Annotated in this window: 19 protein-coding genes; 11 read left to right on the plus strand and 8 right to left on the minus strand. The window is 60.4% G+C overall.

The genetic code is table 11. From position 1 onward, the window contains the following. Together BG57_RS28720 and BG57_RS28725 are read right to left on the minus strand one after the other, a co-directional pair. The coding region (locus BG57_RS28720) for an IS1182 family transposase (protein WP_035970382.1) at window positions 1-914 on the minus strand (914 nt) is incomplete at its 3' end. 218 nt (window positions 915-1,132) lie between these two features. Then, entirely contained in the window at window positions 1,133-2,029 is an 897-nt protein-coding gene (locus BG57_RS28725) for a LysR family transcriptional regulator (RefSeq protein ID WP_035970357.1), read from the minus strand. 108 nt (window positions 2,030-2,137) lie between these two features. On the opposite strand from BG57_RS28725, the gene BG57_RS28730 reads away from it, so the two are divergent. From BG57_RS28730 to BG57_RS28745, 4 genes are all read left to right on the plus strand, one after another. Then, the gene (locus BG57_RS28730; RefSeq protein WP_035970359.1) at window positions 2,138-2,845 is read left to right on the plus strand and encodes an SDR family NAD(P)-dependent oxidoreductase; all 708 of its coding nucleotides are present in this window, start codon (window positions 2,138-2,140) and stop codon (window positions 2,843-2,845) included. A gap of 51 nt (window positions 2,846-2,896) precedes the next feature. Continuing rightward, window positions 2,897-3,148: a tautomerase family protein gene (locus tag BG57_RS28735; protein WP_035970361.1), complete on the plus strand. Its 252-nt coding sequence runs from the start codon at window positions 2,897-2,899 to the stop codon at window positions 3,146-3,148. A gap of 417 nt (window positions 3,149-3,565) precedes the next feature. Beyond that, window positions 3,566-4,081 carry an Rrf2 family transcriptional regulator gene (locus BG57_RS28740; protein ID WP_081851025.1) on the plus strand — a complete coding sequence of 172 codons (516 nt, stop codon included), beginning with the start codon at window positions 3,566-3,568 and terminating at the stop codon, window positions 4,079-4,081. Between the two features lie 278 nt (window positions 4,082-4,359). Then, window positions 4,360-5,574, plus strand: coding sequence for an MFS transporter (locus BG57_RS28745; protein WP_052006069.1), 1,215 nt, complete (start codon window positions 4,360-4,362; stop codon window positions 5,572-5,574). A 519-nt stretch (window positions 5,575-6,093) separates the two neighbouring features. Here the strand turns inward: BG57_RS28745 and BG57_RS34390 are convergent. The 3 genes from BG57_RS34390 to BG57_RS28760 are packed head-to-tail and all read right to left on the minus strand — an operon-like array spanning window position 6,094 to window position 8,514. Further along, window positions 6,094-6,621: a cupin domain-containing protein gene (locus BG57_RS34390; protein ID WP_420912094.1), complete on the minus strand. Its 528-nt coding sequence runs from the start codon at window positions 6,619-6,621 to the stop codon at window positions 6,094-6,096. A 20-nt stretch (window positions 6,622-6,641) separates the two neighbouring features. After that, complete coding sequence (locus BG57_RS28755; protein WP_035970365.1) at window positions 6,642-7,721, minus strand: polysaccharide deacetylase family protein; 1,080 nt, start codon at window positions 7,719-7,721, stop codon at window positions 6,642-6,644. A gap of 19 nt (window positions 7,722-7,740) precedes the next feature. Continuing rightward, window positions 7,741-8,514 carry an SDR family oxidoreductase gene (locus BG57_RS28760; protein ID WP_052006071.1) on the minus strand — a complete coding sequence of 258 codons (774 nt, stop codon included), beginning with the start codon at window positions 8,512-8,514 and terminating at the stop codon, window positions 7,741-7,743. Between the two features lie 252 nt (window positions 8,515-8,766). On the opposite strand from BG57_RS28760, the gene BG57_RS28765 reads away from it, so the two are divergent. Further along, window positions 8,767-9,648: a LysR family transcriptional regulator gene (locus BG57_RS28765; protein ID WP_035970367.1), complete on the plus strand. Its 882-nt coding sequence runs from the start codon at window positions 8,767-8,769 to the stop codon at window positions 9,646-9,648. Between the two features lie 367 nt (window positions 9,649-10,015). On the opposite strand, the gene BG57_RS28770 is transcribed toward BG57_RS28765, so the two are convergent. Further along, window positions 10,016-10,780: a TetR/AcrR family transcriptional regulator gene (locus BG57_RS28770; RefSeq protein WP_308743710.1), complete on the minus strand. Its 765-nt coding sequence runs from the start codon at window positions 10,778-10,780 to the stop codon at window positions 10,016-10,018. Window positions 10,781-11,033: 253 nt separating this feature from the next. On the opposite strand from BG57_RS28770, the gene BG57_RS28775 reads away from it, so the two are divergent. From BG57_RS28775 to BG57_RS28785, 3 genes are all read left to right on the plus strand, one after another. Beyond that, entirely contained in the window at window positions 11,034-11,378 is a 345-nt protein-coding gene (locus BG57_RS28775) for a hypothetical protein (RefSeq protein WP_152562739.1), read from the plus strand. An 82-nt stretch (window positions 11,379-11,460) separates the two neighbouring features. Continuing rightward, the gene (locus tag BG57_RS28780; protein ID WP_035970370.1) at window positions 11,461-11,865 is read left to right on the plus strand and encodes a hypothetical protein; all 405 of its coding nucleotides are present in this window, start codon (window positions 11,461-11,463) and stop codon (window positions 11,863-11,865) included. Window positions 11,866-11,918: 53 nt separating this feature from the next. Next, the gene (locus BG57_RS28785; RefSeq protein ID WP_081851026.1) at window positions 11,919-12,212 is read left to right on the plus strand and encodes a hypothetical protein; all 294 of its coding nucleotides are present in this window, start codon (window positions 11,919-11,921) and stop codon (window positions 12,210-12,212) included. Window positions 12,213-12,548: 336 nt separating this feature from the next. On the opposite strand, the gene flhC is transcribed toward BG57_RS28785, so the two are convergent. Both flhC and BG57_RS28795 read right to left on the minus strand, forming a co-directional pair. After that, window positions 12,549-13,133: a flagellar transcriptional regulator FlhC gene (flhC, locus tag BG57_RS28790; RefSeq protein WP_035970372.1), complete on the minus strand. Its 585-nt coding sequence runs from the start codon at window positions 13,131-13,133 to the stop codon at window positions 12,549-12,551. 2 nt (window positions 13,134-13,135) lie between these two features. Further along, a complete protein-coding gene (locus BG57_RS28795) occupies window positions 13,136-13,435 on the minus strand; it encodes a flagellar transcriptional regulator FlhD (RefSeq protein WP_035970373.1) in 300 nt (99 codons plus the stop codon). Window positions 13,436-13,871: 436 nt separating this feature from the next. Between BG57_RS28795 and imuA the strand changes: the two genes are divergently transcribed. The 3 genes from imuA to BG57_RS28810 are packed head-to-tail and all read left to right on the plus strand — an operon-like array spanning window position 13,872 to window position 19,123. Beyond that, window positions 13,872-14,579: a translesion DNA synthesis-associated protein ImuA gene (imuA, locus tag BG57_RS32080; RefSeq protein ID WP_075583239.1), complete on the plus strand. Its 708-nt coding sequence runs from the start codon at window positions 13,872-13,874 to the stop codon at window positions 14,577-14,579. Continuing rightward, window positions 14,503-15,975 carry a Y-family DNA polymerase gene (locus BG57_RS28805; protein WP_035970376.1) on the plus strand — a complete coding sequence of 491 codons (1,473 nt, stop codon included), beginning with the start codon at window positions 14,503-14,505 and terminating at the stop codon, window positions 15,973-15,975. Before imuA ends, BG57_RS28805 begins: the two co-directional genes overlap by 77 nt. A gap of 4 nt (window positions 15,976-15,979) precedes the next feature. Beyond that, complete coding sequence (locus BG57_RS28810; protein WP_035970378.1) at window positions 15,980-19,123, plus strand: error-prone DNA polymerase; 3,144 nt, start codon at window positions 15,980-15,982, stop codon at window positions 19,121-19,123. Window positions 19,124-19,168 lie beyond the last annotated feature (45 nt).

Consider the following 19,168-nt stretch of genomic DNA (forward strand, 5'->3'; position numbering starts at 1 on the left):
GCGCGTCTCTCATCCGGATTGTCGCGCCACACCTTGAGCTTCTTCTTGCCCATCGCATCGCGCGCGGCCTTGGCCATCGGGCTAAGCTGCGCGCGATCACTACCGACGTTCGTCACTTCGTGGGTCACAATGAGGTGATGCTTTGTATCAACAGCCACCTGAACGTTGTAGCCCACCACACCTGTGCCCTTGGCTTGCGACATCATCGAGCGGGAGTCGGGGTCTGTCAGCGAAACCTGTTTTCCGGGTAAATCATTCAGCAGTTCTGCTGCATGATCGAGATCGCGCATCTGCTCACGCAGCGTTTCGATCTTCTCCCGAAGCCGTTTGGTTTTCGCTTCCACCTCAACCGGTTGCGTGCGATCAGCTGTCTCCAGAGCATCCAGATAACGCTGAATGCTCTGCTCGATCTGTTCTTGCCGCCTGGCAATCTTGTTGGGCGTGAAGTTGCTGTCACGACTGTTGACGGCCTTGAATTTGCTGCCGTCGATGGCGACCACTGCTTGCGTGAAGAGCTTCAGGTCGCGGCATATCACCACGAAGCGCCGGCATACATTGCGAATGCCAGCGCCGTTATTGCGTCTAAACTCGGCAATCGTCTTGAAGTCCGGTGCGAGGCGTCCGGTCAACCACATCAGTTCCACATTCCGCTGGCACTCGCGCTCCAGACGTCGACTCGATTGCACGCGGTTGAGATAACCGTAGATGTAGAGCTTGAGCAGAACGGCCGGATGGTAAGACAGTCGGCCCGTACTCGCAGGCGCGGTGCCCTCGAATCCCATTGAAGCCAGATCGAGCTCGTCGACGAATGCATCAACTATCCGAACGGGATTGTCTTCAGAGATAAAGTCTTCGAGCCGTTCCGGCAGCAACGTTGCCTGATTGCGGTTTGCACCTTCGACGAATCGCCCCATCTTCGCCTCTCGCGCTAACAGGTTGATTCAGTCTAGACGATCGCGTGAGTTTTGACACACCCTCGGCCATTTACGGCCGTTCGGGCAGCGCCTCGATCGGATGTTTGGGCGTCGGCTTCGCCCTTGAGTGCAGCCGTTAAGGGCAAAATCGACTGGCCAAATCCATTTTTGGGCGATCGACTGTGTAAGGCGTTGGTAGGCCGACAGGCCATCGCCTATCATGCGCCGAAAAGCGTTTCGCTTTCCTTGAATGAATCGATCAAGTGCTGCGTAACCACCCTTAGCGTCGGGACGTTACGGTCCTGCCTGCGTATGAGTAGCCACATATCTCGCGGGGCCGGCAGCGGCCCTAGGGCGGACAGGCTTAACCCAGACAGGCTTCGCCCTAGATAATGGGGCAGCAAAGCTAAGCCCGCGCCGTCCCGAGCCGCAATAGCTTGCAGTATGTGATTTTCAGCGCGAAATGAAACGCGACAGTGAGGGAAATGCTGCGACAACCAGCTCGTGCCGGGCAAGTCGGCGCTTTCCTCGTTGAAACTTATGAAAACGGGCGGCTCTCCGCGTTCGACTCGTTCACACTGCGCTGTTGCTCCGTAGAAGCCGAACGACATGAGGCCAAGTGACTTGGCGATCAGGTCCGCGTCGGCAAGGCGGCCCACGCGCACCGCGATATCTGCTTTGTGACGCTCGAGACTGACCGAACGAAGGTTTGTCGCAAGATCAATGTCAATACCGGGATAGGACTCGGTGAGACGGGTAAGGCGGGCAAGCATGAAGCCCTGGGTCAGCGCGGGCGGTGCATTTATACGCACCAGGCCTCGAAGGCTGCCGTCTTCATCGCTCGCGCCGGCATGCTTGATTCTCTGCGCTGCAGCTTCCATCTCCGCTGCGACCTGCAACGTATTTCTTCCCGCAGGGGTCAGTACGTATCCTTCTGGCCTGCGCTCGACCAGTTTCTGACCCGCGCTCCCCTCGAGAGACTGAACACGGCGGGCGACCGTTGCATGATTAACGCGCAGTGCGCGTGCCGTGGCAGACAGGCTTCCGTAGCGTCCCAGCGCCAGAAAAATCCTCATGTCCTGCCAGTCGAGTTCTGTGCGTTTTTTATCAGTCATTGCGCAAGGATAGCGACTCCCCGTTCACGAAGTCCAGCGCTAACCTCCTGTCCATACCACGAGATGCCAAGGGCATCCCAAGTTCAGTCAACAGCCAGGAGAAATATCATGCGTCAGAAAAAGGTAGCCATTGTCACCGGCGCTTCGCAAGGTATGGGGGAGGGCATCGTCAAGGCTTTTCGCGCGCGCGGCTACGGCGTCGTTGCGACGTCACGCTCGATTCAGCCCTCAGCCGACCCGGACCTTGTGACCGTCGCGGGCGACATCGGTGACCCGGACACCGGCAAGCATGTGATTGCTGCAGCGCTGGACCGGTTTGGTCGCATCGACACGCTGGTAAACAACGCCGGCATCTTTATCGGCAAGGCATTTACCGAATACACCGAAGAAGATTACCGTCTCAAGCTAAAAACCAATCTCGACGGTTTCTTTTTCACTACGCAGCAAGTCATTCCGGTGATGTTGAAACAGGGCAGCGGACACGTTGTCCAGATCACTGCCTCGACCGCGGAATTTGCCAGCTCTCGCTCTCCCGCCTTCCTCGCGATGCTGACCAAGGGCGGGATGAATTCCGCCACCAAGAGCATGGCGATCGAGTTCGCCACACGCGGCATCCGCGTGAACGCAGTGGCGCCGGGCGTTATCCGCACGCCCATGCACGATCCGAGCTTGGTGGAAAAGCTGGCTGCCTTTCACCCCATGAACAAGCTAGGTGAGGTCGAAGATATTGTTCGAGCGGTGCTCTACCTCGAAGACGCAGCCTTCTCGACCGGCGAGATCCTTCACGTCGATGGCGGTCTTATCGCAGGGCGCTGAACTGCAGAGGAGGCGCGCCGCCAGCGCCTCCCCCTTCTCCTGGCCAACCGTATGCCGATTGAGAATATCCTTGTAACCCGTGAAGGCACCGTCCCTGGCGAGGACCGCACGACCCGCGAGCAGAAAGCCGCCGTGTACAAAGGCATCGCCGACTTGCTCTTCACGGTAATGGGTAAGCCGCACGAAGATACCACTGTAATCTTCCACGAACACGAACACGAAATCGATGACATCGGACAGGGCGGGCTGCCGCTGTCCGACTACCGCAATCAACTTGCTCTGGTTCGTCGAGTGGACCCTTGATCTAGCTGGACGTGCGTGGGCAAGTCCAGTGCGTCTGTGCAGCGTTATCTCTCTCAAGAGATGGCACCCCATAGACCCGTCTACGGGAACACCCAGCCGCTGACTAGCCGGGCAACCTCCGCCAAGTCACAAAGTGGGAGCGCTAGGAGCGAGCCTATCGGCCAAGTGCGGGTACTTCCGCGCGACTTGGAATCGGCTGCTTCACAAGGCTGCCAGTTATCCGTCGATGCCCATCGTGCCCCAAACAATGTGCGGACAGCATTTTTGCAACGGTGATTGCAAGCCGTTCGATTTCCTGATCTGGCCGATATTTCTCCTCACATCGCGGCACCGCTCTTCTACCAACCCGGCGCAATTCAAGAGTATCTGGATTGAAGGCGACGTCTGATCAGGGACCCCGTACGGGCCCGTGCCGCAATGCGTGTACTTCTCTCAATGCGCCAGCGCGGACGCTCCGTCCTTGCCAAATCAAATTGTGCTGTTTATAGTCGCATTATGTCGCAGACCAATGTTCAGTTCTCAGTAGCCTCGCACGTCATGGCCGCACTCGGGGCGCATGACGGCGAGCCAGTGCGTTCTTCCGACCTGGCCGGTAGCGTCAACGCAGAGCCGAGTTTTGTGCGGCGTATCATCGCCAAGCTCGCGCGCGCCGGCCTTGTCATAACTACCCGTGGCAAGAGCGGGGCGTGCCTGCTAGCCAAACGTCCGTCGCAAATCAGCATGCTCGACATTTATCGCGCGAGCGAAGCACCGGCGGCCTTTGCCATACACGCCTACCCGGTGACCGAGGAGTGTGACGTTAGCAGGAATATCAAGGGCTGTATGGAGAGCGTGCTGCAGCAGGCACAGAGCGGGTTTGAGAAAGAGCTCGCTCGCCAAACGCTGGAAGACGTGGTCAGCATGATCCGCAGTAATCGCAGGTTGCAGCGCTAATTTTTTTTTGTTCTTATTTGTTGTTCTTATCGTCACAAATTGTGGCATTGCGAGTACAACGTGAGCACAGTGAACCATCAAGGCAAAGTCGCTTTTATAGCTGGCGCAAAGCGCGGCATTGGCCTCGAGGCTGCGCGCCAACTGGCGGGAGCATCCCTGTTGGCGATCATCGGCAAGCACAGTGGACCGTCGGGCGAAGCGGCGGTAGAACAATGTTGCGACGAGGGACTGGAAGGCGGCCGGAACGGTGGCTTGTTCCACCTAGGCGAGGCGCTGCCATGGTGAGCGCTTGCCGCAACGAAACGTGGCAGCCGGCGTGGCTAGCGGTCGCGTCGCTCGCACTCGGCACCTTCGCGTCGGTGACGACCGAATTCCTGCCAATCGGTTTGCTCACAAATATTGCCGGGACACTTCGGGTGAGCGAAGGAGCCGCCGGTCTAATGGTCACCATGCCTGGCATCTTTGCTGCGGCTATGGGGCCGGTGCTGATCCTGGCATCAGGACGGCTGGACCGGCGCGTCGTCCTGCTGGCTCTGTCGGCATTGCTCGTGTTGTCGAACACCTTGGCGGCGCTCGCGCCGAGCCTCATTGTCATGCTAGTGGCGAGGGCTCTGCTCGGCTTATGCGTTGGCGGTTTCTGGACGTTTGCCCCCGGTGCTACCGGCCTTCTCGTTCCGGCCAAAGCGCTTCCGCGCGCGATGTCGTATGTGCTCGCCGGAATTTCGGTGGCGACGATTGCGGGCGTGCCAGCCGGCGTGCTGATCGGCAACATGGCAGGTTGGCGAGTCGCGTTCACTGTCACCGCGATACTCGCCGCGGGCGTGCTCGCGCTGCAGTTCTTTGCCTTGCCGTCGTTGCCGTCCGCGCGTGCCATTACGCCGCGTGATCTGCTCGCACCGTTCTATAACAGAAGCGCGCGGCGCGGACTTGTTATGGCGGTGCTGCTCGTCGCGGGACACTTCGCCGGCTATACCTATCTGAGACCTATGCTGCAACATGTCTACAACCTGTCGGCCGGCGCCGTGACCTCGTTGCTGCTGATTTATGGCGTAGCAGGCTTCGTCGGCACTTTTGTCGGAGGCAGGCTGGTCTCACACAGCGTGCGCGGCACCGCAGTGCTCGCGGCAGTCGTAATCGGCGCAGTGCTGGTTGCATCTGCATTAGGAGCCCGGGGTGTGACGGAAGGCGCGGCTGCCACGCTCGCATGGGGCGCAGCATTCGGGCTGGTGCCCGTCTCGATGACCTCGTGGATGTTAAATGCGCTGCCTAATGCGCCGGAAGCCGGACAGGCGGTGCTCGTCACAGTGTTTCAGATCGCCATTTCGCTAGGCGCGACACTCGGGGGCTTTGTGGTGGATAGCGTCGGTGTTGTCGGAGCGTTGCTGCTCGGCGGTGCGTTGGCCGCTGCTTCGGCGATACCTGCGCTATCCGCTGCAGCGGGCGATGCGCCGACCAAGAGTTCCGATAAAGGGCGCACTCAGGTTATCTCGTAACTCGCCTAGCCACACTCAGCATTGGCGCGGGACAAACGCGCGAATGCTGTCATGCACGGTCGAGTCGACTTCCATCAAGCTCACCTGTCGCATGGTTGATGGGACAAACCTCTGGCCTTTTCATGGCCGTTTATTAGAGGAAAGATCACGGGCAAGCTGCAAGGTAAGGTTGCTTTCGAACCACGGTCGAGGAAACGCGCTTCAGGTTATGGACGCAATGCGTCGGCTGCTCGCCAGCCGGCCTGGCCAATCGGAGCGAGCGATCGCATCGGTATCAATATATTCCAGCGACGACTGCACTTGGGTGCCGACGCCTTCATCGCTTTATTAACGCTGCGCTGGGAACCGAGATATATGTCGGCATTCCGAACCCTTGCGCTGATGCCAGTGAATGGGCAAGTGTCTCAATGAAGCCGGCGTCCATTGAATTCATATAAGCCCCATCGGCGTTGAAGTTGACGTTCGCGCCGAACACGATGAACAGGACTTCGGTGAGGCTTGCGTTGTCCGATGGCGTTACTAGTTAGTGCGGCGCCCCGGTCGCTGGTTCGTAAAGTAGCTTCCAGCCGTCTGCGGTCGATCTTCGTGACTGGCATAGTGCCAGCGGCCAGCAACAGTAAACGCATGCACAGGTCCGGTATGGAGGTGAGCAGGGATCACCACGCCTGCTGCAAATATCGCCCCTATGCACCATATTCCTCTTTCGACGTCGATGAAGAGCGGCTGGAAGTCAACACCGGGGCCCAGCGCGGACTTGAGCATCGGTAGGTTGTTGAAGGTGAGCAGAAGCGACTCGCGCTGATCGGCAGCAGGGGCGGGATTCATACAGTCAGTTAGTGAATGGAACCAATTGATGCGGCAAATCGAGTTGAGAAGGAGCCAAGTCAATCTGCCGGCCTGATGAGAATTGATGGGCGAATTGCGAGCGGTTGCGTCCTCACTAAGTGGCAGTGCATTTAAGGCTTCGGATCGGGCACAAGGCGGCAGCCGTCGTGTCGCCCTGCCGGGTAGAGGGTGAGTAGTGCATGCGAGCTTGATGAGCCGCATGCACGCCGAGGCGCCCGCTTTCAGCCTTGACCTGGGAGGCCCGATATTGCTGCCGGACCTCGCTGCACGACAGGGGTATCGGCACGACGCGCCAACACCCAGCGAGCTATTTCATCCTTTCGCGCGAACCACACGTCGGGTCTGGACCTGGCGTAGGTGAAGAAGCGATCCAGGACGCGAATGCGGTTGGCGTGTCCGTTGATGCGGTCATGGAATCCCACCAGCATCATGCGACGGCGGCTCGCGCCTTCCTCATAGAGCTGGTCGAATTCGTCCTTCAATGCTTGTTCGTAGGCGATCGGGTTGTAACCCTCGAACGGGTACGCAGAGATGTCGTTCAGGTGGAACGTATAGGGCACCGTCACGAGGTCTTTGCCCTTGACCGGGACGATGAACGGCTCGTCACGGCTCGGCTCGTCGATGTAATACAGGAAGCCAAGTTCCTGCAGCGTCTCGAGGATGTGCACCGAGTTGCGAAGGAAGTAGGCGTTCCAGCCGACCGGCTGTTGGCCGGTAATCCGATGAATGGTTTCAGCCGACTCCGCGATGAAGCGCTTTTCCTCCTCGCGGGACAGGTTGTACGAGTTACTCCAGGTCGGGCCGTGTGCGGCCGCCTCGTGGCCCCGCCGCACGATTTCCTGCGCAAGCTGCGGCGCTTTTTTTATGGCTTCGCCGATCATGAACGAGGACACCTTGATCCCGTGCTTGTCGAACAGGTCAAGCGCCCGCGGGATCCCCTCGTAGTGCCCGTAAGCAAAGTATGCATTGGTCGGAAGATCGGGAACGCCTTTGGCAATGGGTTCCGGGATGAGCCCGCCGGCGCCGGAGATCGGCTGACCGCCGCCCTCGAACATCATCGAGACACTGATAGCGAGACGGGCGCCGTTCGGCCAGAAGCCCTTGCCGCCTCGCGATGGCCTCGGGGAGTCATCGGCAGGGCGACTGGGTTGGGTGTCGACGGCCTGGCCGCGCGCGTCGCCAAGCATTGCTGTCATGGCCATCGCGCCGGCGACGGCGCCCCCCGCCTGCGCGAGAAACGTTCGACGCGCCGGAGCGGGCGTTGGTGCGCCCGCGGAAATGGGACGATTTAGATCGGTCATGTTGAATTTCTCTTTGATTTCACGAAACACTAGGTACCAGGGTTTCACCGCCGGAGACCTCGAGCACGGTTCCCGTCACGTAGGAATTGGTCATCAGGAACAGAGCCGCGTGACCGATGTCTTCCGCCTTCCCGGCTCGCCGCGCCGGAAACGTGTCTTCCACCTTTTTGCGCAGGTCGTCCCGATGCTCGGGAGGCAGAAAACCCCACATGTCCGTGTCGACGAAGCCCGGACGGATCGTGTTTATCCGGATCGGCGCCAGTTCCAGTGCTAAGGATCCCGACAACGCTTCCACCGCCGCGAATGCCGATGTCACCGCTGTAAAGCCAAGCTTCGGCCGAACGGCCATCCCGCCCGTCAGGAAAGTGATGGAGCCCCCCGCGCGCAGGTGCGGAGCAGCATGCCGAGCGCAAGCCCAACTGCCCAGGAACTTGCCTTCCAGGTAATTGCGAACACCGTGCATGTCCGCATCCATGAAGGAGCCCCACGTTCCGAGGTCAGGCGCCGCAGTGACGACGAGATGGTCCAGCGCTCCTATTTCCTCGAAGACCTGCTGAACGGCCGACTCGTCGCGCATGTCCAGGCTAACCTGCGCGAACTCGGCAAGGTCGGAGCGCTCGACCAGGGGGGCGACGCGGCGGCTGGCGACGACAACCTTCGCGCCCGCTGCGCGCGCGACACGCGCTACGCCCATTCCGATGCCGGTCTTGCCGCCCACCACGACGACTGTTTGGCCTGCGAGGGTCTGTTGCGTGGTGAGCGCTGCTTCATTTCGATCCGCTGCGGTATTCATATTTCCTCATCTCTCGACTGTTCATGGGTGGTCCAGGGCGTGCCACTGGATCGTTTTCGCGTTGCCTTGCCGGGGCTGCGAGTAGCCAGCTCTTTAGCTGCGTGGACTACGCTAGCTGGCATGGAATCATCGTAATTACGTCGAAGCTCAGTGATAATCATGCGAAGTCGAATCAATCAAATTCCAAAGACGAATAAGTCGACGACCCGAACTTCCTCAAGTTCGCTGTCGGCGCAGCCACGAGGGAGACGCATGGATCGGTTTCAAGAATTGACGGCGTTCGTCGCCGTGGTAGAGGCCGGTGGCTTCTCCGCCGCCGCACGACGCATTGGCGACTCTCAGTCGGCCATCAGCAAGTCCGTGAGCGCGCTCGAGAACCGTCTCGGCGTGCAGCTGCTCAAACGGAGCACGCGCAGCGTTACGTTGACGGACCAAGGACGGACATACTACGAACGGACCAGGCCGCTGCTGGATGAGATCGCCCAGGCCGACGGCGAGCTGATGAACAGTACCCTCGAGCTCTCCGGACTCGTCCGGATCGCTACCTCAGCGACGTTTGGTCGGCTGCACGTGCTGCCGCTCATTCCGGAGCTGTTAGCGCGCCATCCAAAGCTGAGACTGGATGTCATCCTCTCGGACGGAGTGCAAGATCTGCTGGCCGACGGCATCGACCTGGCCATCCGCATTAACCCAGTGTCAAGCCCTGACGCGGTGGTCAAGCGCGTCACGACGATGCCACTCGTGTGCGTAGGATCGCGACGCTATTTCGAGAAGCACGGCACGCCGTTGACGCCCGACGATTTGGCGACCCACAACTGCATCGTGTTCCATGGCGTCGAGAACTGGGTCTTCGAGGGGCCGCGCGGAAAATTCAATGTGCGCGTAAACGGGAATCTGTCAACTAACACCGTCGAGACCATCCTGTCTGCAATTCGGGCCGGCGTTGGGATCGGGATGTTCCACCGCGCTTCGTTGACGGATGATCTGCGAAGCGCCGATGTCGTAGCCGTTCTTGAAGAGTACATCGGCGAGACGCGCGACGTCAGCCTAGTCTGGCCGAACAGGAAGTTCATTAGCGCTAGAGTACGTCAGGTGACCGAGTTTTTCGCCACGGCGCTGGGCGAACGCTTATGACACTTGCTCCTGAACTTGAGAGCTGAACCGAAGACAAGTTCGGCGTTGCAACGAGGCGCCCTGCACAGCGCAGCGAGGTCCGCTTCAATGCTCCCATTGCGTGACCTGTACTAGGCCACAATCGATTGGACGCAGCGAACGCGGCCGGCCTTGAAGGTGGTGCACACAGCCGAAAGTGGGCAGCGACTTTTCCGAAGCCGACATTGGCGACAGGCTGCATGTGGACGATCGGATGAGGCCGCCAATAGCCGCTAACCGGCCCTGCAGTCGGCGAAGCTCGGTTTTCCCTCGACTCACCGGTCCGGAATGAGTCGTCTATTAGGAGTCGGACGCACTTGCCCGCGTTTAACCGGAGCATGACTAGCATTCAATTGTGCGCGATCTGAACGACCGGTCTTCCTCTTCTAACGGCCGTACCAGCGCGGACCGATGACCGTCTGCAAAGGGTCCGACTTGAGCCGTCGCCGACCTCCAAGCAACTATTCCCGATGCCTACGCAGGCGGACGCAAATAGGCGTCCAGCATGGCGAGGTGCATCTTGCCGATCTTTTCGCGGTCGGATTTCCGCGTAGTCACGGCCAGTAAATGCGCAGATCGTGAAGCGGTTTGAAGCGATGTAATAACCCATTCCGACCAGAGTCAGGTAAAAGTCAAGGGCGTCAACATTGGCGCGGAATTGACCGTCCGCCGCCCCACGCCTGAGGATCTCGTCGACGACTTGGACCACCGGCGAGATGATCGCGCTTAGATTCTTGGAAGTCTGCAGATATCGGCCCTTATGCAGGTTCTCGCAATTGATGAGGGCGAGCCACTTTGGACTGTCCCACAGGTGCCTCCATATCGATTCAGCGAGCGTCAATATCGCATCGCGAGCTTCCAGTCCCGATATGTCAAGGCGAGATTCCTTGTCGGCGAAGTCCGCATACATCGTTTCCAGGACGGCGAGATAGAGCTGCTCCTTGCTGCCGAAGTAGTAATACAGCATGCGCTCGTTCGTCTCGGCCGCTTTCGCGATTGCGTCTACGCGGGCACCGGCAAGCCCGTGCTCGCTGAACTGCTCGATCGCCGCCTCAAGGATGCGGCGTCGCGTGCCTTCCGGGTCCCGCTTCACTCTGCTCACGATCTCTGTCATATCTCCCTCCTCGGCGGCGGGTGCAGGGAACTGTCATGTGGCCATTTTGCATTAAGTCCGGCACGACTCGGCATCCGCGGCTTGACTTCGTCAGCCGATACGTAGGCTCGGTAAGCACCATGACGCGGTGTCGTGGTTACAACGAGATCCGGCATGACCTACAAAGGCGAATTTGAAGATACTGTCTTCCCTAGCGCCGATGGCGAGGCGCGTTGCACGCTATCGGCTTGTTCTGATCGAGACGAGCGGACGCGTGTCTGCTGTCATTCATCTTCGTCGGGATGATCGACCGCGCAGCTACCAGCTCACCAGCGAACGGGAGTTCGACGTCGCGATCAACAGAATCGTCGACACAGAACTCCGCGGCGTACGCGTCGATTCCATGCGCCTTGTGGTCGAGTCCGACCAGTCCTCTATCGAATACCCACTGGATTTCAATGCGGCAGATATCCCGGCCCGGCGAACACCTATCAAGCCGTGGCTGGATGCCGCCAATCTGCGGTCACGCGACATTGTAGGCGGAAGCGTCGCGCTCTTTGTGGACGTCGATGCCGGTCGCCCTGCTGAAGCGTGGCTCACGGAATTGTTGCGCGACTGATGGTGTACGCCTGTTCAGCGAACCCTTCAGAACGGCCGATTCAAGCCGCTAATCAGATTCGTAATGCAGACGCCCCACCACCATGACCTACGAACCACCTGTGCTGTTGGAATTTATCGCTGCCGGTGACGAAATTAACCTCGCGCTGCTGGAGATCGATTCCAAGGAATTTTCGACCGACGGCGACCGAAAAACTGCGCGTCGAGCGGTGTTGGCCGACGCAGTGGTGAAGCACCATTTGCCGGGCGTTCGCGAAGCCGTTTTGAGCCACGAGATCAGTGGGTTGGTCGCGAATCGGCCGATGATGAGTAGGCTGTTCGACTATCACGAACTCAAGGCGATGTGCCTGCTGAGGGCGACACCGTCACTGGTCGACCAGTTCGTCGCAGTGAAGAGAAAGAACCCAGTGTTCGGTCTAGGTGAGATCATGGCGCTAGCCGTTGAGGCGCGTGAACGACATCAATGGGGACACCTCTGGGACGAATGATGCAACGATATGCGGTCGGCGAATGGGACTCCCTGTGGAGTAGCGAGCCCTACATGAAGCACCGGTTCGTGCTCGATCTGGAATCCCGCACAGTCGTCGCCGGCGAAGACCGCATTCGCCGCGGTTGGTGGTCGATGCGTCTGGAAGACGTCGCCTACATGCAGCAAATCCTCAACGAGACGTTCGACCTGATATGGAACGAGCCGGAAGAGTTCGGCTTCGTTCGTCAGACCGAGATTCCACCGTGGGCGACTAAAGCTTGGCCGTGGCCGCCGCTGCCAGAGGTCGAAGACGTAGAAAAGATGCTGGACAGTCCAGGCGTTCCGGACGCGGGACGCCGTAACTGACATTTGACCGAAAAAAAACGCCGCTCCTTTTGAGAGCGGCGCTAAAGGTCATCAAGAGTTGACGAACCTGAGAGAGCCCGGATTGTAGTTAGTCGGCGACATAACGTCTAATACGGTGTCCTGATGTATTGAATCAATATTTCTTATATTAGGGTTACCGACCATTACATTTAACTTACGACGCAGCGTCTCCGCTCTCTGTCTGCTAGCGGATCGCTTGCGTTCGGAGCGGCAGTCGCATTATCTGCTGCGCTCGCGTACACAACAAGTGGTCGGGGGCTCGCTGCGCCGGACCTAAAACGTGTAAAGGCCCGTCGCAGCCAGAAAGAGGTTGAGTCAGGCCGCCTGCACCTGCAATGCTGCGCTTCGTTCCAGCGCTGCTTTCGCCGCAGCCTTGGTCTTCCCTGCACGGGACGGCGGCTGGCAAATCCCGCACACCATCGAGTGCGAAGGCTCGTGCGCATGGGCGACGAACTTGCCGTGGCAACGCGTGCAGCCGGCGAGACGGAGAATGCCCGCGTCCTTGAAGCGAATGAACGTCCAAGCGCGCGTCAGGTCCATGTGCAACGGCTCGCCGTTCATCTGGAAGTGCTCTGCGTAAAGCGCGTAGGCGCGCGTCAGCAGGTCGACACGGTCCAGCCCTTCGCTGTTCGCTCCCAAAAACGCATAGACGTTAGCAAACATCGAGGTATGGATGTTCGGTGCCCACGTCAGATACCAGTCTTCTGAGAACGGCAGCATGCCCTTGGGTGGCGATGTGCCCTTCACTTCGCGGTAAAGACGGATCAGTCGCTCGCGCGAGAGCATCGGAATTTCTGACTCCAGCACCTGCATGCGCGCGCCGAGCTTGATCAGCGCGATCGCGCGCATGACTTGAGCAGCTTCGGTAGCGAGGCTTTTCGATGACGTAACCGTGCTCATGGTCAGGCTGCAAGGAGAGCTTCGTTGGAAACGGCGCTTGCCGGCGCATCGACGCTGCGGCTAGCAAGGCCACCGAGCATTTCATCGGCGCTCATGCGGAAAAGACACAGCAGTTGCGACGACGATGCAAGTTTGTCGGTTTGAGACGGCGAAAGCTTCAACAGCGTATCGGCGATTTCGGCCGACAGGCCAAGGTGCACCTGACCGGCCTCGCGATCCGACGCCAGTACATGCCGCGCGAGCTTCAGATACGACAGGTTCAGATCGCGGATGGAAGCAAGGTCGTGGCTGGCGTGTGTCATGGCTGGCGTACCGAAGTGGCTGTGACCGTGTTGAGCGTCGGAAGCACCGTAAGCGACGGCGTGAGCCAATTGTCTGTCCTGTGATCCGGTGTCTGCAACAAAAAGTTACAGTCGCAAACCTTTGCACGACCCAATTTGGCCAGCGCAAGCGTTGTCGCATGCGATCTATGACATGACGCGGGCGTGCGATGCCGTTGCACAACGCAAGTTTCTAGTATCACGTGAGGCGTTTACGCTCGAATCGCCCATAAGAAAGGGGCATTTTGCTGCGATGCTGAAGCTACAGACAGCCAGTACATATTGCCGCGTAACGGATTTACCGCGGCTATCTCGCGACAGTGTTACCACCGTTTACTTTTGTCCGATAGATATGGTGGGCTAGAAGGCCGCCGCGATGGTGTAGACTACTGTACAAACATACAGTACGGGGTTCGACATGGGAGCGTTAGCCCTCGAGGACATTCATCCATCCCTTTGGCGCGGCGCGCAGCTCTCATCCGCTCGCCTGAACGTCGTGCCATGTGGCTCGGAGAACCTCGCAGCCGAACTGCCAGGCGGCGGTTGGCCGAAGGGTGCCCTGACCGACCTGCTGGTGCAGCAACCCGGCGTTGGCGAGATGCGATTGCTGCTGCCCGCGTTGAAAGCAGTCGCTCAGCGGCGCATCGCCTTGCTGCAACCGCCTCACCGGTTCCAGCCTGAAGCGGCGGCGTACTGGGGTCTGCCTGAAACGTCTGTCAACGTCGTGCGGGCCGCGAAGACGGCTGATGCGCTGTGGGCCGGCGAGCAAATCCTTCGCGCCGGGACGTTTGGCGCCCTGCTCTTCTGGCAAACCCACGTGCGCCCCGAGGCGCTCCGGCGCTTGCACCTCGCAGCACAGACGAGCGAGTCGCTGTTTTTCATGATCCGGCCGCTCGCTGCCGCGAGTGACACCTCGCCCGCCCCGCTTCGGATTGCCGTGCGCCCGGCGCGCGACAGCGTCTCGCTGCAGTTTGTGAAGCGGCGCGGTCCCGCGCGCGATGAGCCGCTTGTCGTCGAACTGACCCATTCGCCCATCCTATTGAATCGCCATGCAAGTGTGGATCGGCGTGTATCTGCCGCACCTCAGCCGAGAAGTCTTCCAGCCGAACTGGTCGTCCACGAGTGAGACCGGCTCGGGGTTGGTCGTGCTCGACCACGAACGTGTCACTGCACTTGATCAGGCGGCGCATGAGGCGGGGGTTCGCATGGGCATGCGCAAAGTCGGCGTTCTCACGCTCGCGCCCGACGCGCGCATTCACGACAAGGACGAACTCAAGGAGCAGCAGGCGGTCGCAGACGTGGCTACCGCCCTCATGCAATTCAGCCCGCAGGTGGCAATTGCTGAGGAGCAGACGGTGTTGATCGATGTATCCGCGAGCCTCCGGCTATTCCATGGCGTGCGTGCGCTGCGCGGTGCAATACGCGCCTCGCTCGCCGCATTCGGCTTCACGGCCCGAATGAGCGTCGCGCCCACCGGCCAAAGCGCGTGGCTGCTTGCGCGCTATCGCGGCGGCCACCGTCTTTCGATCCGCTCCCTCATGCGGCAGTTGCCGCGCTTGCCCGCGCTGCTGGTGCTGGAAGCCCGACGATATGCCGACTGGTTCGACGGCCTTGGATGCACGAGTGTCGCTGACTTGCGGCGCTTGCCGCGCGCTGGACTGAAGAAGCGCTGCGGTACCGCCCTGCTGGACACATTAGATCGTGCAGTGGGCGAAGCGCCAGAGCTTTACGAATGGGTGCAGACGCCGCCGACGTTCAATGCACGGATCGAACTGCCCGACCGGGTCGAGCATGCCGAAGCTGTGCTCTTTGTCGCGCGCCGTCTCATCGTCCAGTTGACCGGTTGGCTCGCTAGTAAGCAGCTCGCGCTCACCCGATTCTCGATCGAACTCGAACACGAGCGCGGTCGCGCGGCGTTGCCTCCAACGACGATTGAAGTCGCACTCGCGGAACCGACGTGGCATGAGGAACACCTGACGCGCTTGCTGAAAGAACGGCTGGGCCGCGTCGAACTGGCGGCTGCGGTCATTGCCGTGCGCCTCGAAGTGAATGACGTTGAAGCGGCCGAGCCGCCATCCGATACGCTATTCCCCGAGCCGGGCGGTAGCGCTGCTGACCATAACCGGCTGATGGAGTTGCTGGTCGCCCGTCTTGGCCATGAGAACGTCTTGCGCGCCGCGCCCGTAGCCGACCATCGGCCCGAGATCGTATCGAACTGGGTTCCGGTGACGAGCGACGTGAAAGGCTGCCCTCTGCCGGGTGATCAGCCTCGTCCTTCATGGCTCCTCGAGACGCCCGTCCAATTGATGACGCGCCAACACCGGCCGTTCTACGGTAGCCCATTGCGCACCGTATCGCCCGGTGAGCGCGTCGAAGCGGGATGGTGGGGCGGCGAGCTCGTCACGCGCGACTACTTTGTCGCGGAAGCCGACGACCACACCTGCTACTGGATCTACCGCGAGCGCGTCGGCAGTCGCGCCGACGAAGATCCTCGATGGTTCCTGCACGGCCTGTTCGGGTGAGGCGATGGACCTCTACCGCTCTATGCTGCCCGGCTATGCCGAGTTGCAGTGCTTCTCCAACTTCACCTTCCTGCGTGGCGCCTCGCACTCGGAAGAACTGATCCTGCGCGCCGAGCAGCTCGGATACCTCGCAATCGCCATCACCGACGAATGCTCGCTCGCCGGCATCGTGCGCGCCCACGTGGCCGCAAAGGAAGCGAACATCCGGCTCATCGTCGGCGCGCATTTCCAGTTGACTAGCCCGGACGGGACGCCCGCCCTTGCGTTCACGGCGCTGGCCATGAACCGCAACGGCTATGGGAACCTGTCGGAACTCATCACGCTCGCACGCACGCGCACGTCGAAAGGCACGTATCTGTTGACGCCCAACGATCTTGCGCGGCCGGAAGCGCCGTATGAGCACCTGAAGGGACTGCCGGACTGCCTCATTATCTTGTCGCCGGAGTATCCAGCGAAGGAGGAGCGGCTCGATGCGCAGGTGGAGTGGCTAGCGCGCACCTTCGAAGACCGATGCTGGGTTGCATTGACACTTCACGCGCGCGCGATGGACGACATCCACCGCGGCATCGTCGAATACGTCGCGGACCAGCATGACGTAGCGGTAGTCGCCACCGGCGGCGTCACCATGCACGTCCGCTCGCGCAAGCCGCTGCAAGACACGCTGACGGCTGTGCGCCTGAACCGGTCGACCGCCGAGTGCGGGTTCGAACTCGCGCAGAACGCCGAGCAGCATCTTCGTGCGCGCCTACGACTTGCGAACCTCTACCCCGAACGAGCGCTCGCCGAGACGCTGACGATTGCCAGTCGCTGCACCTTCTCGTTGGACGAACTGCGCTACGAGTATCCAGATGAACTGATCCCCGAAGGGACGACCCCGACCGCCTACCTGCGACAGGAAACGTACATCGGCGCGCATCGCCGCTTTCCACAAGGCATCCCGCACAAGGTGCAGACGCAGATCGAGCACGAACTGTCGCTCATCGCCGAGCTTCGGTACGAGCCGTACTTTCTGACCGTGTACGACCTTGTGCGCTTCGCGCGCAACGAAGGAATCCTGTGTCAGGGGCGCGGGTCGGCGGCGAACTCCGCCGTCTGCTACTGCTTGGGCGTGACCGAGGTCGACCCCGCGCGCAGCTCGATGCTCTTTGAGCGATTTATCTCGAAGGAGCGCGGCGAGCCGCCCGATATCGACGTGGACTTCGAGCACCAGCGGCGCGAAGAAGTCATCCAGTACATCTATCGCAAGTACACGCGCACTCGCGCGGCGCTGGCGGCCGCCGTCACGACCTACCGGCCCAAAAGCGCGCTGCGCGATTCGGGAAAGGCACTGGGCGTCGATCCGATCATCGTCGACAAGGTAGCCAAGTCGCACCACTGGTTCGACTCAAGCGCGGATCTCTTAAACCGCTTTGTGGAGTCGGGTCTCGACACGTCGACACCGGTCATCCAGCAGTGGGCGAGCCTCGCGTCGCAATTGCTGAACTTCCCCCGCCACCTGTCGCAGCATACGGGCGGCTTCGTCATCGCGCGCGGCAAGCTCTCACGGCTCGTGCCGATCGAAAACGCCGCGATGGTCGATCGCAGCGTGATCCAGTGGGATAAGGACGATCTCGAAGCGCTCGGTCTACTCAAGATCGACGTGCTCGCGCTCGGCATGCTGTCAGCAATCCGGCGCACGCTCGACTTGATCGCGAAGCAACGCGGCGAGCCGTTCGAACTGCAAGACATTTCCGCCGAAGACCCGAAGACCTACGAGATGATCTGCCGCGCCGATACCGTCGGCGTGTTCCAAATCGAATCGCGGGCGCAGATGAGCATGTTGCCGCGCCTGCAGCCGCGCCAGTTTTATGACCTCGTCATCGAAGTCGCGATCGTGCGGCCGGGACCGGTCCAAGGCGGCATGGTCCATCCGTACCTGCGCCGCCGGCAAGGACTGGAACCTGTGTCGTTCCCCTCACCCGAGATGGAAACGGCGCTTGCTCGCACGCTCGGCGTGCCGATCTTCCAAGAGCAAGTGATGCAGGTCGCGATGCTCGCGGCAGGCTTCACCGCCGGCGAGGCCGACCAGCTTCGTCGCGCAATGGCCGCCTGGAAGCGAAAAGGGGGACTGCAGCACTATTACGATCGCATCGTGAACGGCATGCTCGATCGTGGCTACGACCGCGAGTTCGCTGAATCGATCTTCGCGCAGATTCAGGGCTTCGGCGAGTACGGCTTTCCGGAAAGCCACGCGGCCAGCTTCGCCCTCCTCGTCTATGCAAGCTGTTGGCTCAAATGTCACGAACCAGCCGCGTTCCTCTGCGCGATGCTCAACAGCCAGCCGATGGGCTTCTACTCGCCCTCGCAGCTGGTACAAGACGCGAAGCGCCATAAGGTGTGCGTGCTCCCGATCGACGTCACGATCAGCAACTGGGATTCGTTTCTTGAAGGCGACGGCTCAATGGCGCCGGTGCGGCTCGGCTTTTCGCTGATTCGCGGCATGCGGGACGAATCGGCTGCACGCATTGAGGCCGCGCGGGCGGTGCGCCCCTTTGAATCGGTTAACGACCTTGCCAACCGTGCACGGCTCGATCGCCGCGACCTCCAGTTGCTCGCGGATGCGAACGCCCTTTCCGCGCTATCCGGAAATCGGCGAGAGGCGCTCTGGCAGGCGGTTGCAGCCGTGCCCGACAAAGACCTGTTACGCGCTACGACGCGCGAGGAAGAACTGCCGATCCTCGCCGCGCCGAACGAGGCACAGGAGATCGTCAGCGACTATCGCTCGACGGGCCTGACACTGAATCGCCACCCGCTTGCGTTGCTGCGTGAAAGGCTCAACGAGAAGAACATCTTTGCGGCGTCGAAGCTTGCTGCCTATCCAAACGGGCGGCTCGCCAAGGCATGCGGGATCGTCACCGTGCGCCAGCGGCCGGGCACAGCGAACGGCGTGCTGTTCATCACGCTGGAAGACGAGACCGGCCAGATCAACGTGATCGTCTGGCCGTCTTTGGTCGAGAAGTTCAGAAAGGAAGCGCTCGGAGCTTCGCTGCTGGGCGTCTACGGCGTTTGGCAGAAGGAAGGCGAAGTAAAGCACCTCGTCGCGAATCGACTCGTCGACATGACCGCGCTACTTGGCAACTTGGCTACGTCCAGCCGTAATTTCCACTGAACCGCTGACGGAAACCGTTTAGGTTTGTTCGACGCCTGCCCTCGA

The sequence above is a fragment of the Caballeronia grimmiae genome, assembly GCF_000698555.1.
Taxonomy (GTDB): Bacteria; Pseudomonadota; Gammaproteobacteria; order Burkholderiales; family Burkholderiaceae; genus Caballeronia; species Caballeronia grimmiae.

Excerpts from the sequence above, each read along its gene's own strand:
- BG57_RS28725 (WP_035970357.1), bottom strand. The coding sequence starts at position 2,029 with ATGACTGATAAAAAACGCACAGAACTCGACTGGCAGGACATGAGGATT.
- BG57_RS28730 (WP_035970359.1), top strand. The coding sequence starts at position 2,138 with ATGCGTCAGAAAAAGGTAGCCATTGTCACCGGCGCTTCGCAAGGTATG.
- BG57_RS28735 (WP_035970361.1), top strand. The coding sequence starts at position 2,897 with ATGCCGATTGAGAATATCCTTGTAACCCGTGAAGGCACCGTCCCTGGC.
- BG57_RS28740 (WP_081851025.1), top strand. The coding sequence starts at position 3,566 with ATGCGTGTACTTCTCTCAATGCGCCAGCGCGGACGCTCCGTCCTTGCC.
- BG57_RS28745 (WP_052006069.1), top strand. The coding sequence starts at position 4,360 with ATGGTGAGCGCTTGCCGCAACGAAACGTGGCAGCCGGCGTGGCTAGCG.
- BG57_RS34390 (WP_420912094.1), bottom strand. The coding sequence starts at position 6,621 with ATGCGGCTCATCAAGCTCGCATGCACTACTCACCCTCTACCCGGCAGG.
- BG57_RS28755 (WP_035970365.1), bottom strand. The coding sequence starts at position 7,721 with ATGACCGATCTAAATCGTCCCATTTCCGCGGGCGCACCAACGCCCGCT.
- BG57_RS28760 (WP_052006071.1), bottom strand. The coding sequence starts at position 8,514 with ATGAATACCGCAGCGGATCGAAATGAAGCAGCGCTCACCACGCAACAG.
- BG57_RS28765 (WP_035970367.1), top strand. The coding sequence starts at position 8,767 with ATGGATCGGTTTCAAGAATTGACGGCGTTCGTCGCCGTGGTAGAGGCC.
- BG57_RS28770 (WP_308743710.1), bottom strand. The coding sequence starts at position 10,780 with ATGACAGAGATCGTGAGCAGAGTGAAGCGGGACCCGGAAGGCACGCGA.
- BG57_RS28780 (WP_035970370.1), top strand. The coding sequence starts at position 11,461 with ATGACCTACGAACCACCTGTGCTGTTGGAATTTATCGCTGCCGGTGAC.
- BG57_RS28785 (WP_081851026.1), top strand. The coding sequence starts at position 11,919 with ATGAAGCACCGGTTCGTGCTCGATCTGGAATCCCGCACAGTCGTCGCC.
- flhC (WP_035970372.1), bottom strand. The coding sequence starts at position 13,133 with ATGAGCACGGTTACGTCATCGAAAAGCCTCGCTACCGAAGCTGCTCAA.
- BG57_RS28795 (WP_035970373.1), bottom strand. The coding sequence starts at position 13,435 with ATGACACACGCCAGCCACGACCTTGCTTCCATCCGCGATCTGAACCTG.
- imuA (WP_075583239.1), top strand. The coding sequence starts at position 13,872 with ATGGGAGCGTTAGCCCTCGAGGACATTCATCCATCCCTTTGGCGCGGC.
- BG57_RS28805 (WP_035970376.1), top strand. The coding sequence starts at position 14,503 with ATGCAAGTGTGGATCGGCGTGTATCTGCCGCACCTCAGCCGAGAAGTC.
- BG57_RS28810 (WP_035970378.1), top strand. The coding sequence starts at position 15,980 with ATGGACCTCTACCGCTCTATGCTGCCCGGCTATGCCGAGTTGCAGTGC.